The organism is Pseudomonas sp. EA_65y_Pfl1_P113, assembly GCF_963970525.1.
In the GTDB taxonomy this organism is placed as follows: Bacteria; Pseudomonadota; Gammaproteobacteria; order Pseudomonadales; family Pseudomonadaceae; genus Aquipseudomonas; species Aquipseudomonas tritici.
In genome coordinates, this window is record NZ_CAXAQM010000014.1 from 1 (window position 1) to 16,210 (window position 16,210).

13 protein-coding genes and 2 riboswitches are annotated in these 16,210 nt (G+C 60.0%); of the genes, 5 read left to right on the forward strand and 8 right to left on the reverse strand.

What is annotated here, in order from left to right; all coding sequences use genetic code 11:
* Window positions 1–170: 170 nt before the first annotated feature.
* Both AACY52_RS14725 and AACY52_RS14730 read right to left on the reverse strand, forming a co-directional pair.
* Entirely contained in the window at window positions 171–665 is a 495-nt protein-coding gene (locus tag AACY52_RS14725; RefSeq protein ID WP_048727764.1) for a DUF934 domain-containing protein, read from the reverse strand.
* Window positions 649–2,307 (reverse strand): nitrite/sulfite reductase, encoded by a 1,659-nt coding sequence (locus AACY52_RS14730; protein WP_339560575.1) that lies wholly within the window; start codon window positions 2,305–2,307, stop codon window positions 649–651. Before AACY52_RS14730 ends, AACY52_RS14725 begins: the two co-directional genes overlap by 17 nt.
* A 465-nt stretch (window positions 2,308–2,772) precedes the next feature.
* On the opposite strand from AACY52_RS14730, the gene AACY52_RS14735 reads away from it, so the two are divergent.
* Entirely contained in the window at window positions 2,773–3,834 is a 1,062-nt protein-coding gene (locus tag AACY52_RS14735; RefSeq protein ID WP_339436737.1) for an ABC transporter substrate-binding protein, read from the forward strand.
* Here the strand turns inward: AACY52_RS14735 and AACY52_RS14740 are convergent.
* Window positions 3,831–4,049, reverse strand: a complete 219-nt coding sequence (locus AACY52_RS14740; protein ID WP_339418339.1) for a DUF2970 domain-containing protein — start codon at window positions 4,047–4,049, stop codon at window positions 3,831–3,833. The genes AACY52_RS14735 and AACY52_RS14740 overlap by 4 nt on opposite strands.
* 120 nt (window positions 4,050–4,169) lie before the next feature.
* The gene (gene metH / locus AACY52_RS14745; RefSeq protein ID WP_339436736.1) at window positions 4,170–7,880 is read right to left on the reverse strand and encodes a methionine synthase; all 3,711 of its coding nucleotides are present in this window, start codon (window positions 7,878–7,880) and stop codon (window positions 4,170–4,172) included.
* 165 nt (window positions 7,881–8,045) lie between these two features.
* On the opposite strand from metH, the gene AACY52_RS14750 reads away from it, so the two are divergent.
* From AACY52_RS14750 to nfuA, 3 genes are all read left to right on the forward strand, one after another.
* A complete protein-coding gene (locus AACY52_RS14750) occupies window positions 8,046–10,337 on the forward strand; it encodes a fatty acid cis/trans isomerase (RefSeq protein ID WP_339438883.1) in 2,292 nt (763 codons plus the stop codon).
* Between the two features lie 87 nt (window positions 10,338–10,424).
* Window positions 10,425–11,450, forward strand: a complete 1,026-nt coding sequence (locus AACY52_RS14755) for an acyltransferase (RefSeq protein WP_339436734.1) — start codon at window positions 10,425–10,427, stop codon at window positions 11,448–11,450.
* A 59-nt stretch (window positions 11,451–11,509) separates the two neighbouring features.
* A complete protein-coding gene (gene nfuA / locus AACY52_RS14760; protein WP_003190728.1) occupies window positions 11,510–12,094 on the forward strand; it encodes a Fe-S biogenesis protein NfuA in 585 nt (194 codons plus the stop codon).
* Between the two features lie 185 nt (window positions 12,095–12,279).
* On the opposite strand, the gene cobM is transcribed toward nfuA, so the two are convergent.
* From cobM to AACY52_RS14780, 4 genes are all read right to left on the reverse strand, one after another.
* Complete coding sequence (gene cobM / locus AACY52_RS14765; RefSeq protein WP_339560576.1) at window positions 12,280–13,026, reverse strand: precorrin-4 C(11)-methyltransferase; 747 nt, start codon at window positions 13,024–13,026, stop codon at window positions 12,280–12,282.
* Window positions 13,027–13,096: 70 nt separating this feature from the next.
* Complete coding sequence (locus AACY52_RS14770) at window positions 13,097–13,489, reverse strand: cobalamin biosynthesis protein (protein WP_339418348.1); 393 nt, start codon at window positions 13,487–13,489, stop codon at window positions 13,097–13,099.
* Entirely contained in the window at window positions 13,486–14,190 is a 705-nt protein-coding gene (locus AACY52_RS14775) for a CbtA family protein (protein WP_339428037.1), read from the reverse strand. The genes AACY52_RS14770 and AACY52_RS14775 overlap by 4 nt, the downstream gene beginning before the upstream one ends.
* Window positions 14,191–14,201: 11 nt before the next feature.
* Window positions 14,202–14,390 carry a CbtB-domain containing protein gene (locus AACY52_RS14780; protein WP_012723860.1) on the reverse strand — a complete coding sequence of 63 codons (189 nt, stop codon included), beginning with the start codon at window positions 14,388–14,390 and terminating at the stop codon, window positions 14,202–14,204.
* 95 nt (window positions 14,391–14,485) lie between these two features.
* Window positions 14,486–14,691: riboswitch (cobalamin riboswitch) on the reverse strand.
* A 165-nt stretch (window positions 14,692–14,856) separates the two neighbouring features.
* A riboswitch (cobalamin riboswitch) is annotated at window positions 14,857–15,057 on the forward strand.
* A gap of 91 nt (window positions 15,058–15,148) precedes the next feature.
* Here AACY52_RS14780 and cobW point away from each other — a divergent pair.
* Window positions 15,149–16,210: a cobalamin biosynthesis protein CobW gene (gene cobW / locus AACY52_RS14785; RefSeq protein ID WP_339428036.1), complete on the forward strand. Its 1,062-nt coding sequence runs from the start codon at window positions 15,149–15,151 to the stop codon at window positions 16,208–16,210.

A 16,210-nucleotide genomic window follows, 5' to 3' on the forward strand; every position in this document is an offset into this window, starting at 1 on the left:
AAAGGGAAGAAAAGTATTAATATCACGCATAAGAACGCCGGTTTTTTAGATGTGTTTGCTCGCACGAACATCATCCATCAAATCGGCGTTCTTGTTTCTGTCTTTCCCGTGATTCCGTGAAGAACCATAAAAAAGCCCTGGCATGCCAGGGCTTCTTCTTTCGCTAAGACTCAGCGACGACGAAACAACGGCAACGGTTCATCCGTTGCAGCCTGGTACGTCACGGAGAAGTCCTTGAGGCTTTCCAGCGCTTCGTACGGGTCTTTGTCGGCGCGCAGGGCGAAGGCATCGAACCCGCAGCGGCGCAGGTAGAACAACTGGTCGCGCAGTACGTCGCCAATGGCGCGCAACTCGCCCTTGTAACCGTAACGGTCACGCAACAGGCGCGCGTTGGAGTAGTTGCGACCGTCGGTGAACGCCGGGAAGTTCAGGGCGATGACTTGGAAGTGTTCCACGTCGTCGCCGATCTCTTCGGCTTCTTCATCGGCGTCCAGCCACACACCCAGGCCGCCGTCGCGGGCCTTTAGGGCGTGGCCGTGTTCGCGCCACAGCGCCAACGGCACGATCAGGTCGTCGCAATTGGAGATGCCGTCGAAGCTCGCGTCCTTGGGCAGCAGGTGCCAGGTTTCGTCGAGGACTTCGTTGTTCTTAATGATTCGCTGCATAGACGCGCTCCTTGAACAGGTCAATGCCGATGCGCTGGTAGGTGTCGATAAAACGCTCATCTTCGGTGCGCTGTTCGATGTACACATCGATCAGTTTGCCGATCACCTCGGGCATGGCTTCCTGGGCGAAAGACGGGCCGAGGATCTTGCCCAGGCTCGCATCGCGGCTGGCGCTGCCACCCAGGGACACTTGGTAGAATTCTTCGCCTTTCTTGTCCACGCCCAGGATGCCGATGTGGCCGACGTGGTGGTGACCACAGGCGTTCATGCAACCGGAGATGTTCAGGTCCAGCTCGCCGATGTCGAACAGGTAGTCCAGGTCTTCGAAACGACGCTGGATCGATTCGGCAATCGGGATCGACTTGGCGTTGGCCAGGGAGCAGAAATCGCCACCCGGGCAGCAGATGATGTCGGTCAGCAGGCCGATGTTCGGTGTGGCGAAACCGCCTTCGCGCAGCTCGCCCCACAGGATAAACAATTGGCTCTGCTCAACGTCCGCGAGAATGATGTTCTGCTCGTGGGAGGTGCGCAGTTGGCCAAAGCTGTAGCGCTCGGCCAAGTCGGCGACGGCGTCCAGCTGCTTGTCGGTGATATCGCCCGGAGCAACGCCGGTAGGTTTCAGCGACAGGGTCACCGCGACATAACCCGGCTTCTTGTGCGCCAGGGTGTTGCGGGTACGCCAACGGGCGAAACCTGGGTGCCGCTGGTCGAGTGCCGCGAGCTCGGCGTCCTGATTGGTCAGGGCCTTGTACTCGGGATCAACGAAGTGTTTGGCCACGCGGTGCACTTCGGCTTCGGTCAGTGTGGTCTGGCCGCCGCGCAGGTGTTCCATTTCAGCGTCGACTTTCTGGGCAAACACCTCAGGGGTCAGCGCCTTGACCAGGATCTTGATCCGGGCCTTGTATTTGTTGTCACGACGGCCATAGCGGTTGTAGACCCGCAGGATCGCGTCGAGGTAGCTCAACAGGTCCTGCCACGGCAGGAACTCGTTGATGAAGGCGCCGACTACCGGGGTCCGGCCAAGGCCACCACCCACCAGTACGCGGAAGCCCAGTTCGCCGGCTGCGTTGTGCACTGGCTCCAGGCCGATATCGTGCACTTCGATGGCCGCGCGGTCCGAGGTCGAGCCATTGATGGCGATCTTGAACTTGCGTGGCAAGTAGGCGAATTCCGGGTGGAAGGTGGTCCACTGACGGACGATTTCGCACCAAGGGCGTGGATCGATCAGTTCGTCAGCGGCCACGCCGGCGAATTGGTCGGTGGTCACGTTACGCAGGCAGTTACCGCTGGTCTGAATCGCGTGCATTTGCACGGTCGCCAATTCAGCCAGGATGTCCGGCACATCTTCCAGTGCCGGCCAGTTGAACTGGACGTTCTGGCGGGTGCTGATGTGGGCGTAGCCTTTGTCGAAGTCGCGGGCAATCTTGGCCATCATGCGCGTCTGACGTGACGTCAGTTGGCCATAGGGCACGGCCACCCTCAGCATCGGCGCAAAGCGCTGCACATAAAGGCCATTTTGCAGGCGCAGAGGGCGGAACTCTTCTTCGCTCAGTTCACCTGCTAAGTAGCGTCGGGTCTGATCACGGAACTGCTTGACGCGGTCCTCGATGATGCGCTGATCGTATTCGTCGTATACGTACATATAGGTCCTGTTCTCGGCAAATCTGCGCGCACGGCCGCGCACTCCCAACGGAGCCGGGGCACGATACCAGTTTGCGTTTATGCGCAAAAGTGATGTTTGAGTATATGCAAATAACCAAATCGCCTAATTAGAGCCATTATTGCGATACCCACATTTGTCATACGGGCAATCGTCAACTTTACTGTGAGCGTGTTTAGGGGGCGTTCTCATCGATTTTCCCCGCCAGCGGGGAAAATCGATAAGAGCGCCCCCTAGCAATCACCTATAAAACCGATAAGAGGCGATGCGATGAGCAATCCTACAAAAGCCCGTAAACCCGACAGTACCGTTGATGCCTGGGCCATTCTGTTTTTGATCATACTGGTGGTGGGAACTGCCGTATTCTGGGTGAGCCACCAGTAAACGTCCTCGGGTGACTGTCGCATTGCCACTATCATGGCGGTCAATATTCAAGGTTTGATAACCATGTTGAAGGTGTTGATTGCGTGTGTCTGGTTGCTGGGGTCGGCGTATGGGGCAACGGCCCATGCCACGTCGGTGGTGTTTCTCAACCCGGGCATGTCGACGGAAACCTTCTGGGTCAGCTACACGCAATTCATGCAGGCCGGTGCCAAGGACCTCGGCCTGCATTTACGCGTGCGCTATTCCGAGCGCGATACCCAAAACACCCTGATCCAGGCCCGTGAGGCGCTGCAAGGCAGCGAGCGGCCGGATTACCTGGTGCTGGTGAATGAACAATACGTTGCCCCACAGATTCTGCGCATGGCCCAGGGCAGGGGGGTCAAGCTGCTGATCGTGAATAACGCGCTGACTGCCGACCAAGTGCAAATGCTCGGCCACGACGTCGATTGGCTCGGCAGCATCGTTCCCGACGACGAGCAGGCCGGGTACCTGATGTTCAGCGATCTACTGCGCCAGCACGGCCCTGTCGCGCCTGGCGAGCGCATTGATTTGTTGGCCTTCTCCGGCGTCAAGAACACCCCGGCCGCGCAGTTGCGTGAACAGGGCCTGCATCGCGCCCTGGCCGAGCACCCCGAGGTGCGGCTGCGCCAGTTGGTCTATGGCGAATGGAGCCGTCAGCGCGCGTTCGAGCAAGCCACGCAACTGTTCAAGCGCTACCCGAAGACGGCGCTGGTGTGGTCGGCCAACGATGAGATGGCACTGGGTGCGATGCAGGCGCTGCAGGGCAGCGGGCAAATGCCGGGCAAGCACGTGTTGTTCAGTGCGGCCAACAGTTCACCGCAGATCTTGCAGGCGCGGTTGGACGGTCGACTGAGTACGCTGGTCGCCGGGCATTTCACCCTGGGCGGGTGGGCGATGGTGTTGATTCATGATGATGCCAAGGGTGTGGACATTGGCACCTTCGGCGGACGTGATCGCCAGGAAGCGTTATTCCAGCTGATTGACGCCGCCCAGGCGCAGCGCTTACTGGGCGCTACTGCGCGCGTTGACTTTCGTGCGCTGTCTGCCGTCGGCAAGCCGGCGTCCTACCGTTATCCCTTCAGCTTGCAACTGCTGCTGCGCTAGACCCCGGCCAGGAGCAGCACCAGCTTGACGATGCCGAACAACGCCAAGGCAAACACCGCTGTGAACAGAATGCCCAGCAGCACAAAGTGGCTGGGCTTGCCGTGGGTAAAGTCGCGGGCGCGGTTCTTGCCACTCTGCACGCCAAAGGCGGCCGCCAAGACGCTGTGCAGCATCTGCCAGAAAGTAGGGGGCTTGTTGTTGACTGGATCGTCCATAAATCCCTCGACACAAGGTGTGTGAGGGACAGCATAGCTGACGATGTTTTGATCTGTAGTGAACGAGCTTGCCCCGCGCGGGGAAAGCCCGCTCACTACAGAACCTGGGGGGGCGGTCAATCAGTTGTCGTAACCCAGGTTCGGCGCCAGCCAACGCTCGGTCACGGCCAGGTCCTGGCCTTTACGGGCGGTGTAGCTCGCCACCTGGTCTTTGTCGACTTTGCCCACAGCGAAGTATTGCGCCTGCGGATGGGCGAAGTACCAGCCGCTGACGGCCGCCGCCGGAAACATCGCGTAGTGCTCGGTGAGGAACACGCCACTACGCCCGGCCTGCATTTCGCGGGCCTCGGGATCGAGCAGTTGGAACAGTTGGGCTTTTTCGGTGTGATCCGGGCACGCCGGGTAGCCCGGGGCAGGGCGGATGCCGCTGTATTGCTCCTTGATCAGCGCTTCGTTATCCAGTTGCTCGTCCCTGGCGTAACCCCAGTAGTCCTTACGGACTTGCTGGTGCAGCCACTCGGCGCAGGCTTCGGCCAGGCGGTCGGCCAGGGCCTTGACCATGATTGAGTTGTAGTCGTCGCCAGCGTCCTGATAGGCCCTGGCGACTTCTTCGGCACCGATGCCGGCGGTGGTGATGAAACCACCGATGTAGTCGGTTACACCGCTGTCTTTGGGTGCCACGAAGTCGGCCAGGGAGAAATTCGGCTTGCCGTCAGTCTTGATGATCTGCTGGCGCAGGTGGTGCAGCTTTGCGATCGGTTGGCCGTCGTCGCCGTAGACTTCCAGGTCATCGTCCTGCACCTGGTTGGTCGGCCAGAAACCGAATACCGCGCGGGCGCTGATGAGTTTTTCGTCGATCAGCTTGGCGAGCATTTCCTGGGCGTCGGCGTACAGCGCGGTGGCCGCTTCACCCACGACTTCATCGGTAAGGATGCGTGGGAATTTGCCGGCCAGGTCCCAGGAGATAAAGAACGGTGTCCAGTCGATGTACTCGGCCAGCACCTTGAGGTCGATATTGTCCAGCACCTTGGCGCCGGTAAAGGTCGGCACCACCGGCGTGTAGCTGCTCCAGTCGAACGGCGGCTTCTTCGCGATGGCGGCCGGGTAGCTCAGGCGTTCGGTGCGGGCGCTACGGTTGGAGGTCCGTTCGCGCACGTCGATGTATTCCAGGCGGGTTTTCTCGACGAAACCGGCCTTGAGTTCCTTGGACAGCAGTTGCGTGGCCACGCCCACGGCGCGCGAGGCGTCGGTCACGTAGATCACCGCATCGTTGCTGTACTTGGGCTCGATTTTCACCGCCGTGTGCGCCTTGGACGTGGTGGCGCCACCGATCATCAAGGGCAGGTGGAAGTCCTGGCGCTGCATCTCACGGGCGACATGCACCATCTCGTCCAGGGACGGGGTGATCAGGCCGGACAGCCCGATGATGTCGCACTTCTGCTCCTTGGCCACCTGCAGGATCTTCTCCGCCGGCACCATCACGCCGAGGTCGACGATGTCATAGCCGTTGCATCCCAGCACCACGCCGACGATGTTCTTGCCGATGTCGTGCACGTCGCCTTTCACAGTGGCCATCAGGATCTTGCCCTTGGCTTCCGGCTTGTCGCCTTTTTCCAGTTCGATGAACGGAATCAAGTGGGCCACGGCCTGCTTCATCACACGGGCGGACTTCACCACCTGGGGCAGGAACATTTTGCCGGCGCCGAACAGGTCGCCAACGATGTTCATGCCGGACATCAACGGGCCTTCGATCACTTCGATCGGGCGTGCGAATGACTGCCGGGATTCCTCGGTGTCGTCGACGATGTGGGTGGTGATGCCCTTGACCAGCGCATGTTCCAGACGTTTGTTGACCGGCCAGCCGCGCCATTCTTCGGTCTCGGCTTCCTTGACGCTGCCGTCGCCTTTGTATTTGTCGGCGATGGCGAGGAGGGCGTCGGTGCCTTCCGGGGTGCGGTTGAGCACCACGTCTTCCACGGCGTCACGCAGCTCGGCCGGGATCTGGTCGTAGATCTCCAACTGGCCGGCGTTGACGATACCCATGGTCAGGCCGTTGCGGATCGCGTACAGCAGGAACACCGAGTGGATTGCCTCACGCACCGGGTTGTTGCCACGAAACGAGAACGACACGTTGGACACGCCGCCGGAGGTCAGCGCATACGGCAGCTCGTCACGGATATAGGCACAGGCGTTGATAAAGTCGACGGCGTAGTTGTTGTGCTCTTCGATACCGGTGGCGACCGCGAAAATGTTCGGGTCGAAGATGATGTCTTCCGGCGGGAAGCCGACTTCATTCACCAGGATGTCGTAGGAGCGTTTGCAGATCTCTTTCTTGCGCGCTTCGGTGTCGGCCTGGCCGGCTTCGTCAAACGCCATCACCACCACGGCGGCGCCATAGCGCTTGCACAGCTTGGCGTGGTGAATGAACTGCTCGACGCCTTCCTTCATGCTGATGGAGTTGACGATGCCCTTGCCCTGGATGCACTTCAGGCCGGCCTCGATCACTTCCCACTTGGAGGAGTCGATCATGATCGGCACGCGGGAGATGTCCGGCTCGCCGGCAATCAGATTGAGGAAGGTCACCATGGCCTTCTTCGAATCGAGCATGCCCTCGTCCATGTTGATATCGATCACCTGGGCGCCGGCTTCTACCTGCTGCAAGGCGACTTCCAGGGCTTCGGTGTAGTTGTCTTCACGGATCAGGCGCGCGAAACGCGCGGAGCCGGTGATGTTGGTGCGCTCGCCGACGTTGACGAACAATGAGCTGCGATCAATCGTGAACGGCTCCAGGCCCGACAGGCGGCAGGCCTTGGGGATGTCCGGGATCTGGCGCGGCGCATAACCGGCCACAGCCTTGGCGATGGCTTCGATATGGCCCGGCGTGGTGCCGCAGCAGCCGCCGACGATGTTCAGGAAGCCGCTCTGGGCAAACTCCTCGATAACCTTGGCGGTTTCCGATGGCAGTTCATCGTACTCGCCGAATTCGTTGGGCAGGCCAGCATTGGGGTGCGCGGACACATGGGTGCTGGCTTTGTTCGACAACTCTTCCAGGTACGGGCGCAGTTCGCTGGCGCCCAGGGCGCAGTTTAGGCCCACGGAAATCGGCTTGGCGTGGCTGACGGAGTTCCAGAACGCTTCAGTGGTCTGGCCCGACAGCGTGCGGCCGGAGGCGTCGGTGATGGTGCCGGAGATCATGATCGGCAGTTCGATATTCAGCTCTTCAAACACACCCTGCACGGCGAAGATCGCCGCCTTGGCGTTGAGGGTGTCGAAGATGGTTTCGATCAGGATCAGGTCAGCGCCGCCTTCGATCAGGCCTTTGGTGGCTTCGGTGTAGTTTTCCACCAGTTCATCAAAGGTCACGTTGCGGTAGCCGGGGTTGTTCACGTCGGGCGACAGCGAGCAGGTACGGCTGGTCGGGCCGAGCACGCCAGCAACGAAACGCGGCTTGGCCGGTGTCTCCAGGGTCTTGGCGTCAGCGACCTTGCGCGCCAGGCGTGCGCCTTCTACGTTGAGCTCGTAGGCCAGTTCTTCCATGCCGTAATCGGCCATGGAAACGCGGGTGGCATTGAAGGTGTTGGTTTCGAGGATGTCGGCACCGGCATCCAGGTAGGCTTTTTCAATACCGCCGATCACGTCCGGACGGGTGAGCACCAGCAAGTCGTTGTTTCCCTTGACGTCACTTGGCCAGTCGGCGAAGCGTTTGCCACGGTAGTCCTGTTCTTCAAGCTTGTAGCTCTGGATCATCGTGCCCATACCGCCGTCGAGGATCAGGATGCGGTCCTTGAGGGCTTGGTGAAGGGCTTGCAGACGAGCGCTACGATCGGACATGGGACTACTCTGGTCAGGCATTTCGGAGGGCGTGAATCATAGCAAACCTGTGCCGATTTGGAGCATGTACGGGTTTTACATGAATATCGTTCATGTTGGCTGGGGGCATGGCCCGGTAGAATCACCGGCACTTTTCGCCGCACGCATTGAATCGGGACCGGATCCATGTCATTTCGCCTCATCGCCAGCGCCGTCCTGGCACTGGTTACCTGCACTGCTCAGGCCGACGGATCCGCCCCGGCGATTTCGTATACCCGCGACATTCAACCGATCTTCACCGAGAAATGCGTGGCCTGCCATGCCTGCTACGACTCCGCCTGCCAGCTCAACCTGGGCAGTGCCGAAGGCGCGGTGCGCGGTGCGAGCAAAATGCCGGTGTATGATGGCGAGCGCAGCCAGGCGGCGCCGACCACCCGCCTGTTTATAGATGCTTCTGGCAAGGCGGCCTGGCAACAGAAGGGCTTTTACTCGGTGTTGGACGCGCAGGGCAGCCAGGCTGCATTGATGGCGCGCATGCTCGAATTGGGGCACAACGCTGCACTGGCACCCAATGCCAAGTTGCCTGAAGACATCGTCCTGGGCCTGAACCGCGCGAACATGTGCGCAATACCCGGCGAATTCAACGCCTACGCCGGCGCCCACCCCAAGGAAGGCATGCCACTCGCCGTCACCGGCCTGACCGAGCAGCAGTACCAGGCGCTGCAACGCTGGCTCGCGTCCGGCGCGCCTATAGATGAACAAAGCCTGGCGCCGAGTGCCAGCGAAGCCTTGCAGGTGCAGCAGTGGGAGAACCTGTTCAACAAGCCAGGCGCCCGCGAAAGCTTGGTGGCACGCTGGTTATTTGAGCATTTGTACCTGGCGCATATTGACTTCGAGAATGGCGAGCCGGGGCATTTCTTCCAGTGGGTGCGGTCGCGCACCCCGAGCGGGCAGCCGATTGATCTGATCACTACCCGTCGCCCTAACGATGACCCTGGTACTCATGTGTATTACCGCCTGTGGCCAGTGCAGGGCGTGATCGTGCATAAAACCCACATCACTTACCCCTTCAGTGCTGCGAAAATGGCGCGCATCAAAGCGCTGTTCTACGCCGGCGACTGGCAGGTCAGCGCCTTGCCTGGCTACGGCCCAGCCCGTCGCGCCAATCCATTCGAAACCTTCGAGGCCATCCCCGCCAAGGCGCGTTACCAGTTCATGCTGGATAACGCCGAATACTTCGTACGCACTTTCATTCGTGGGCCGGTGTGCCGCGGGCAGATTGCCACGGATGTGATCCGCGATAACTTCTGGACCCTGTTCCAAGACCCGGACCACGACCTCTACATCACCGATGCGCGCTATCGCGGCCAGGCCACGCCATTACTGGCCATGCCGGGACAGAATGACGATGTGGGCAGCGTGCTCAGCCTGTGGCGGGCCTACCGCGATAAACGCAATGAATACGAGGCCCTGCGCCGTGACAGCTATGCTGACCTGCCGCCGCCAAGCTGGTCGAGCCTGTGGGCGGGCAATGACGATGCCTTGCTGAGCATTTTCCGCCACTTCGACAGCGCCTCGGTGACCAAAGGCCTGATCGGCGATGTGCCGCAGACGATGTGGTTGTTCGACTATCCGCTGCTGGAGCGTACGTACTACCAATTGGCGGTGAATTTCGACGTGTTCGGCAATGTCTCGCACCAGGCCCAGACCCGGTTGTACTTCGACCTGATCCGTAACGGCGCCGAGCAGAACTTCCTGCGCCTGATGCCCGCCGATACCCGTGAAGACTTCCTCGACGACTGGTACCAGAACAGCGGCAAGATCAAGCTCTGGCTGGACTATGAGGCCATTGATGATGAAAAACCCACGGGTTTGCACCTGAACCAAAACGACCCGAAGCGCGATTTCGCCAACCAATTGTTGACCCGTTATGCCAGCTTGAACGCCAGCCCGGACCCATTTAACCGTTGTGTGAGTGCGTATTGCTCGCGCAGCGGTATTGATCCGGTCTTGCAGGATGCGGAGCAGGCGTTGAGCCGCTTGACCTCACGCCCGGCCGCCGGGCTCAAGGTGATCGATCAATTGCCCGAAGCCACGATGTTGCGCATTCAAACTGCCAGCGGCAAGCGCGAGATCTACAGCCTGCTGCGCAACCGCGCCCACAGTAATGTCGCGTTTTTGCTGGGCGAAGCCTATCGCTACCAGCCGAGACTCGACACCTTGACCCTTTACCCCGGCGTACTAAGCAGTTACCCGAACTTCATGTTCAATATACCCGCCCAGGAAGTGCCCGAGTTCGTGGCTGAAATGGAGCGGGCCAAAGATGCCGATCGTTTCGAAAAGATCGTCGACCGCTGGGGCGTGCGGCGCAGTCATCCGTTGTTCTGGCAGTACTTCCACGATCTGTCGCAGTACCTCCACGAAGTCGCGCCCGTGGAAGAGGGGGTATTGGACATGAACCGCTATGAGAACCTATAACGACTCTCATTGATCCAGTCATCTCTCCAGGCGGAAGTTGAAGCAGTCGGATATCCAGTGCGCGGGGCTCGAAAAGGTACTCCGATAATGTTGATTTCAGTGCAATTTCTCCGCGCCTTGGCTGCATGGCTGGTGGTGGGTCACCATGTCATGCAGCTGTTTTTCAACTTTGAGGTGCACAACGCGCTGGAGTATCTGTTCGTCGAAAAAGGCGGCGCAGGGGTGGATGTGTTCTTTGTCATCAGCGGCCTGGTGATATTCCTTGCGACCGCAGACAAAGCCCTGACACCTCGGCGCTTCATGCTCATGCGCGTGGCACGGATCGCTCCGGCGTACTGGTTCTATACCTTGCTGCTGGCCCTCCTGACCCTGGCTGTGCCGTCGATGTTTCCCGATGTTCAACTCGCGCTGGGCCATGTGCTCCTGTCGATGCTCTTTATCCCTGCCCAGCACCCGGCAGGCTACGGCGTCTATCCGCTGCTGGATGTCGGCTGGACCCTGAACTTCGAAATGCTGTTCTATGGCCTGTTCGCCGTCGCCTTGTGGGTTCGTGGGGACTATCGGTTGTGGGTGGTGGCCGTGCTGTTGTACCTGGTGTGCTACCTCATCGCTCCCGCCCTTGACTTGGCCGACGGTTTTTACAGCAATGATATTGTCCTGGAGTTTCTGATGGGCATGGTCATCGGCATGCTGTATCGCCGCGGCCTGTGTCGGGCCAGGGCGTGGGTGCCGTTGTTGGGGATTGTGGCGGCATCAGTGGCGTTTTATCACGGGGCGGATCTGCCCCGTGCGTTTGAATGGGGCGTGCCCAGCGCGATCCTGGTCATCAGTTGCGTGGCACTGGAGCCTTACTTCCAAGGCTCACGCGTGTTGAAGCTGATGGGGGACTGCTCTTACTCGGTGTATCTGATCCACGTGCTGGTTCTGTGCGCTGGGCTGTGGGTGGTCAAGCGTACGGGAATAGATCCCTATGCGATGCTGCCTGTTTGCATCGTATTAACGGCGCTTTGCGCCTTTGCGAGCTACCAATGGCTGGAAAAATCGACCTATCGCACGCTTAAGCGTTGGTTTGGCATTGATGATCCCGCAGCTCTTTCCCGACAAAAATACTAGGACTTTGTACCTCTGTAATGATTTGGCGTAAACTGCCGGCAAGCCTGTGAGGAGTTTCCATGACTGCCATAACCATTACCGACGCCGCCCACGATTACCTGGCTGACCTGCTGTCCAAGCAGAACACCCCAGGTATCGGTATTCGTGTCTTTATCACCCAACCCGGCACCCAATACGCCGAGACTTGCATTGCCTACTGCAAGCCAGGGGAAGAGAAGCCTGAAGATACCGCCTTGGGGCTGAAAAGCTTCACCGCGTACATCGACGCCTTCAGCGAAGCCTTCCTCGACGACGCCGTGGTCGACTACGCCACCGATCGCATGGGCGGCCAACTGACCATCAAGGCGCCGAATGCCAAGGTGCCGAACGTCAACGCCGACAGTCCGGTGAACGAGCGCATCAACTACTACCTGCAAACCGAGATCAACCCGGGCCTGGCCAGCCACGGCGGTCAGGTCAGCCTGATCGACGTGGTGGATGACGGCATTGCCGTGCTCAAGTTTGGCGGCGGCTGCCAAGGCTGCGGCCAGGCGGACGTGACCCTGCGCGAAGGCATCGAGCGGACCCTGCTGGAGCGTATTCCAGAGCTCAAGGGTGTACGTGACGTGACCGACCACACGCAGAAAGAAAACGCCTACTACTGAGTAAGGTGTTCACTGCGGACAAAAAAACGGCGCCCCGTGAGCGCCGTTTTTATTGTTTAAATTCAATGGTTTGAGATACTTAGCTAAGAAAGCAGATCAACTGTGGGAATAAACCCGCTCCAGCGGGTTTATTATAATTTATTCAATTAAATCAGTGCTTTGAATCTGTAAGCTGATTCAGTTTATTAAGATCGATAAAGGTGCGCATGCCCTGCGCGATACAGCGAAGACTCACTGAAACCCTCACTGCCCAACACCCGACCCACCACAATCAACGCCGTTCGCCGAAATCCCTTCGCCGCCACTTTCCCGGCAATATCGCTCAGCGCCCCCACCACCCAATCCTGATCCGGCCACGTCGCGCGGTGCACCACGGCAATCGGGCAGTCCGCGCCATAGTGCGGCAGCAGTTGAGCGACGATTCTCTCCAAGTGATTGACCCCCAGATGGATCGCCATGGTGGTGCCATGTCGCGCCAGGCTGTCGAAGTCCTCGCCATCCGGCATGCTGGTTTTATCTGCATAACGGGTCAGGATCACACTCTGGGCGATGTCCGGCAGTGTCAGCTCGGTTTCCAATAACGCTGCGCAAGCCGCCACTGCCGTGACGCCGGGAATGATCTGGAATGGGATGCCCAGCTCACGCAAATGACGGATCTGCTCGCCAATCGCCCCGTACAGGCTCGGGTCGCCAGAATGTACGCGTGCCACGTCCTGGCCTTTCGCGTGGGCGGTCTTGATCAGGTCGATGATCTGTTCAAGGTGCAATTCGGCACTGTTGACCAGTTGTTCTGCCTGGTGGCCTTCGAGCACTGCCGTCGGCACCAGCGAGCCGGCATAGATGATCACCGGGCAACTGCGGATCAGCCGCTGGCCTTTGACGGTGATCAATTCCGGGTCGCCGGGGCCTGCGCCGATGAAGTAGACGGTCATGGGAATATCCTATGGAAAAACGCACGAGCATGAAGAACGCTCATGATCGGAGCGGGCGATTATCAGGTTTTCAGCCGGCGCAAGCCAATGCGAAGGTGGCCTGGGCGGTTTGCTTGCGGGTAATCAATAGCCGGGCAGGGGCGTTGGCGAGGTGTTCAGCCAGGGCCAGGGCGGCGCTTTCGGCAATGCCGTAGCAGCCTGTATGGGCAAACGCGATCGCGGATTTGTGGCTCAGCTGTTCTGCATAGCCCGCCAACTGATCAGCGTCGAAACACTGGAACGGCACGTTCAACAGATCGGCCAGGGCTCGAAGGCCAGGTTCATCGCGTTTGCGGTCGATACTGGCCAGCGCGGTGATCCGTTGGGGCTCGATACCGCCCTCGGCGAGGGCGCTCTCGAGCAGGGCCAGCAGGGTGTGAACGTCACAACCCCGCTGGCACCCCAGGCCGACCACTAAAATCATGCTGGGTATTGATCATCACGATTGCGGCGGAACAGCCAAGCGCTGATCAGGCCCAGCGCTAGCCAGAAGGCGACATTGGTCAACTGCGAAGCAATCTTGAACTGCGCTTCCAAGGCTTCGGGGGCTAGCATCGAATGCACTTGCGGCTGGGGCGCGCCGATCACGTGTGGCACGACCAGAATCGCTACGCCCAGCGCTTTGAGCAGCCAATTGCGGCCGAACACGATCAGCGCTATGCCCGCAGCGGTGGAGGCGGCGGTGCCTACCCACCAGATCTGCCGTTGTGCGAGATCAGCGGCAGCAGTGCCTGGCAGCTCAGGCGGCAGGCCCATTGTCGGCGCCAACACGAAGGTTGCGTAGCCGGCCAACCCCCAGAGCAGCCCCTGGGCAGTGCGGGTGGGTGCGCGCAGGGTATAGAGACCGGCGAGCATCAGCGCGAAACCGACAGCGACCACCAGATTACCGCCGGTGGTAGACAACACGCGCTGCCAGCCGTCTTCCGGCTCCCAGGCTTCGAGGTCATGGGTATGCGCGGCAGCACCGGCTGCGTGCTCATGCATCACTTCAGTCGCTGCCGGGGCCTTTTCAAAGGTTTCCGCCTGCAGAATTAACGGAGCGACCCAGAAGCTTTGCAGCAGGGTCAGCAGCAGGGCAGCCAGAAGACCGGTGAAACCGGCAGTTTGCGCAATACGCTTGATCATGTCGGCAGGTCTCAGTGGCACGGGAACGCGGCGCTGTGGCGGGTATCGTGGGCAGCGTTGTGCACCGCCTCGATGTGCGAGAAGCCGGCGAAATACACCAGGCACGCGCCCAGGATCGACGCGCCGATTGCGGCGGTCAGGCGTTGGCTCAAGGTAGAGGTGCTGCTGGCGGAGTGCGAAGTGCTGCTGATGATCGACATGGCGCGTCCCTTTCAGGTATCAGGGTGAAACGAGCGCATGAAAACCCCTCGAGCCAGGCTCGCAGGGTTTTGAACAGCGCCCGCCCACCGCGGGTTTGTTATCTGATTTTTCGGGCCGGTCTCCGGGCTTGCGAGGGGCATTGTGCCTAATTAAGCATCGCCTTCCCATGCCTTAGCGGCACAGTGGATCTGACGCTTCACTCGCTTACCGTTGCGGGGGCAGCACCGGACTTGCCATATATTATGGCTCACCGGTTTCCCGTTTCACCCTGTGAAGGGCACCCGAAACAAGGTGAGTAGGAGAGCATGGGGGTGGGAGGGGAGTCAATTGGGGAGTGCATATCCGTTATTTGGGTAATGGCTGCTATTGGTTCCGCCGTAATGGCGGAACCAATAGCAGCCGTAACCGCAGAAACGGATATGTACACCAACCCAACCCCATCATTGACCATCCCCCAAGCACTGCGTAGCCTTGCACCCTCGAGGTTCTTCGGCCCAGGCCAAAGCTAAGAAGGGAACGCGGTCCAAGCCGCGGCTGCCCCCGCAACTGTGAAGGGTTTATCTGACTGCCACGCCACTGCCGATACGGCGGGAAGGCGCAGCCAGCGCCGGTCGCAAGACCCGCAAGCCCCAAGCCAGGAGACCTGCCTCGCAACCGATTTTCAATTCAACCGGGCGGGGTGATCCGGTGACGAAAACCGCTGCTGCGCGCCGTCGCAGGGCCTATCGTCCCGTATGCCCGCCCCAAAGGGCATCCGATGAAAACACTGGCCAAACTCCCCGTCACCATCGTTACCGGCTTTCTCGGCTCGGGCAAAACCACCTTGCTGCGCCATATGCTCGACAACGCCCAGGGCCGTCGTATTGCCGTGATCGTCAACGAATTCGGCGAGCTGGGCATCGACGGTGAAATCCTCAAGCAGTGCTCCATCGGTTGCACCGAAGAAGAAGCCAGCGGCCGTGTTTACGAACTGGCGAACGGCTGCCTGTGCTGCACCGTGCAAGAAGAATTCTTCCCCGTGATGCGCGAACTGGTCGCGCGTCGCGGTGACCTTGACCATATCCTTATCGAAACCTCCGGGCTGGCCCTGCCAAAGCCGTTGGTACAAGCCTTCCAGTGGCCGGAGATCCGCAGCGCCTGCACCGTTGATGCGGTGATTACCGTGGTCGACAGCCCGGCCGTGGCCGCTGGCACGTTCGCGGCATTCCCGGATCAAGTGGATGCCCAGCGCAAACTCGATCCGAACCTGGACCACGAATCGCCACTGCACGAACTGTTCGCTGACCAACTGGCCAGCGCCGACCTCGTTATCCTCAATAAATCCGACCTGATCAGCCCTGAAGACCTGGCCCGCGTGCGCCTGGAAGTCGCCGAAGAGCTGCCGCCAGCGGTGAAGATCATTGAAGCCAGCAGCGGTCGCGTGCCGTTGGACGTGCTGATTGGCCTGGGCGCTGGCTCTGAAGAGCACATCGACGGCCGTCACAGCCATCACGATCACCATCACGAGGGCGAGGACGATCATGACCACGATGCCTTCGACTCCATTTCCATCGACCTGCCGCAGGCTGACGAAGCGCTGCTGCTCGATGCGCTGAACCAATTGGTCGTGCAACACGGCATCCTGCGCGTCAAAGGCTTCGCTGCCATCCCGAACAAGCCGATGCGCCTGCTGATCCAGGGCGTGGGCACGCGTTTCGACAAACACTTTGACCGCGCCTGGGGCGCCGACGAAGCCCGCATAACGCGACTGGTGCTGATCGGCCAGGCGCTGGACGCAGCGGGCCTTGAAGCGCAACTGCGCGCCGCCCTCAGCGTTTAA

Coding starts and splice junctions, on each gene's coding strand:
- AACY52_RS14780 (WP_012723860.1), bottom strand. CDS start 14,390: ATGTCGATCATCAGCAGCACTTCGCACTCCGCCAGCAGCACCTCTACC.
- cobW (WP_339428036.1), top strand. CDS start 15,149: ATGAAAACACTGGCCAAACTCCCCGTCACCATCGTTACCGGCTTTCTC.
- AACY52_RS14725 (WP_048727764.1), bottom strand. CDS start 665: ATGCAGCGAATCATTAAGAACAACGAAGTCCTCGACGAAACCTGGCAC.
- AACY52_RS14775 (WP_339428037.1), bottom strand. CDS start 14,190: ATGATCAAGCGTATTGCGCAAACTGCCGGTTTCACCGGTCTTCTGGCT.
- AACY52_RS14735 (WP_339436737.1), top strand. CDS start 2,773: ATGTTGAAGGTGTTGATTGCGTGTGTCTGGTTGCTGGGGTCGGCGTAT.
- cobM (WP_339560576.1), bottom strand. CDS start 13,026: ATGACCGTCTACTTCATCGGCGCAGGCCCCGGCGACCCGGAATTGATC.
- AACY52_RS14755 (WP_339436734.1), top strand. CDS start 10,425: ATGTTGATTTCAGTGCAATTTCTCCGCGCCTTGGCTGCATGGCTGGTG.
- AACY52_RS14740 (WP_339418339.1), bottom strand. CDS start 4,049: ATGGACGATCCAGTCAACAACAAGCCCCCTACTTTCTGGCAGATGCTG.
- AACY52_RS14770 (WP_339418348.1), bottom strand. CDS start 13,489: ATGATTTTAGTGGTCGGCCTGGGGTGCCAGCGGGGTTGTGACGTTCAC.
- metH (WP_339436736.1), bottom strand. CDS start 7,880: ATGTCCGATCGTAGCGCTCGTCTGCAAGCCCTTCACCAAGCCCTCAAG.
- AACY52_RS14730 (WP_339560575.1), bottom strand. CDS start 2,307: ATGTACGTATACGACGAATACGATCAGCGCATCATCGAGGACCGCGTC.
- AACY52_RS14750 (WP_339438883.1), top strand. CDS start 8,046: ATGTCATTTCGCCTCATCGCCAGCGCCGTCCTGGCACTGGTTACCTGC.
- nfuA (WP_003190728.1), top strand. CDS start 11,510: ATGACTGCCATAACCATTACCGACGCCGCCCACGATTACCTGGCTGAC.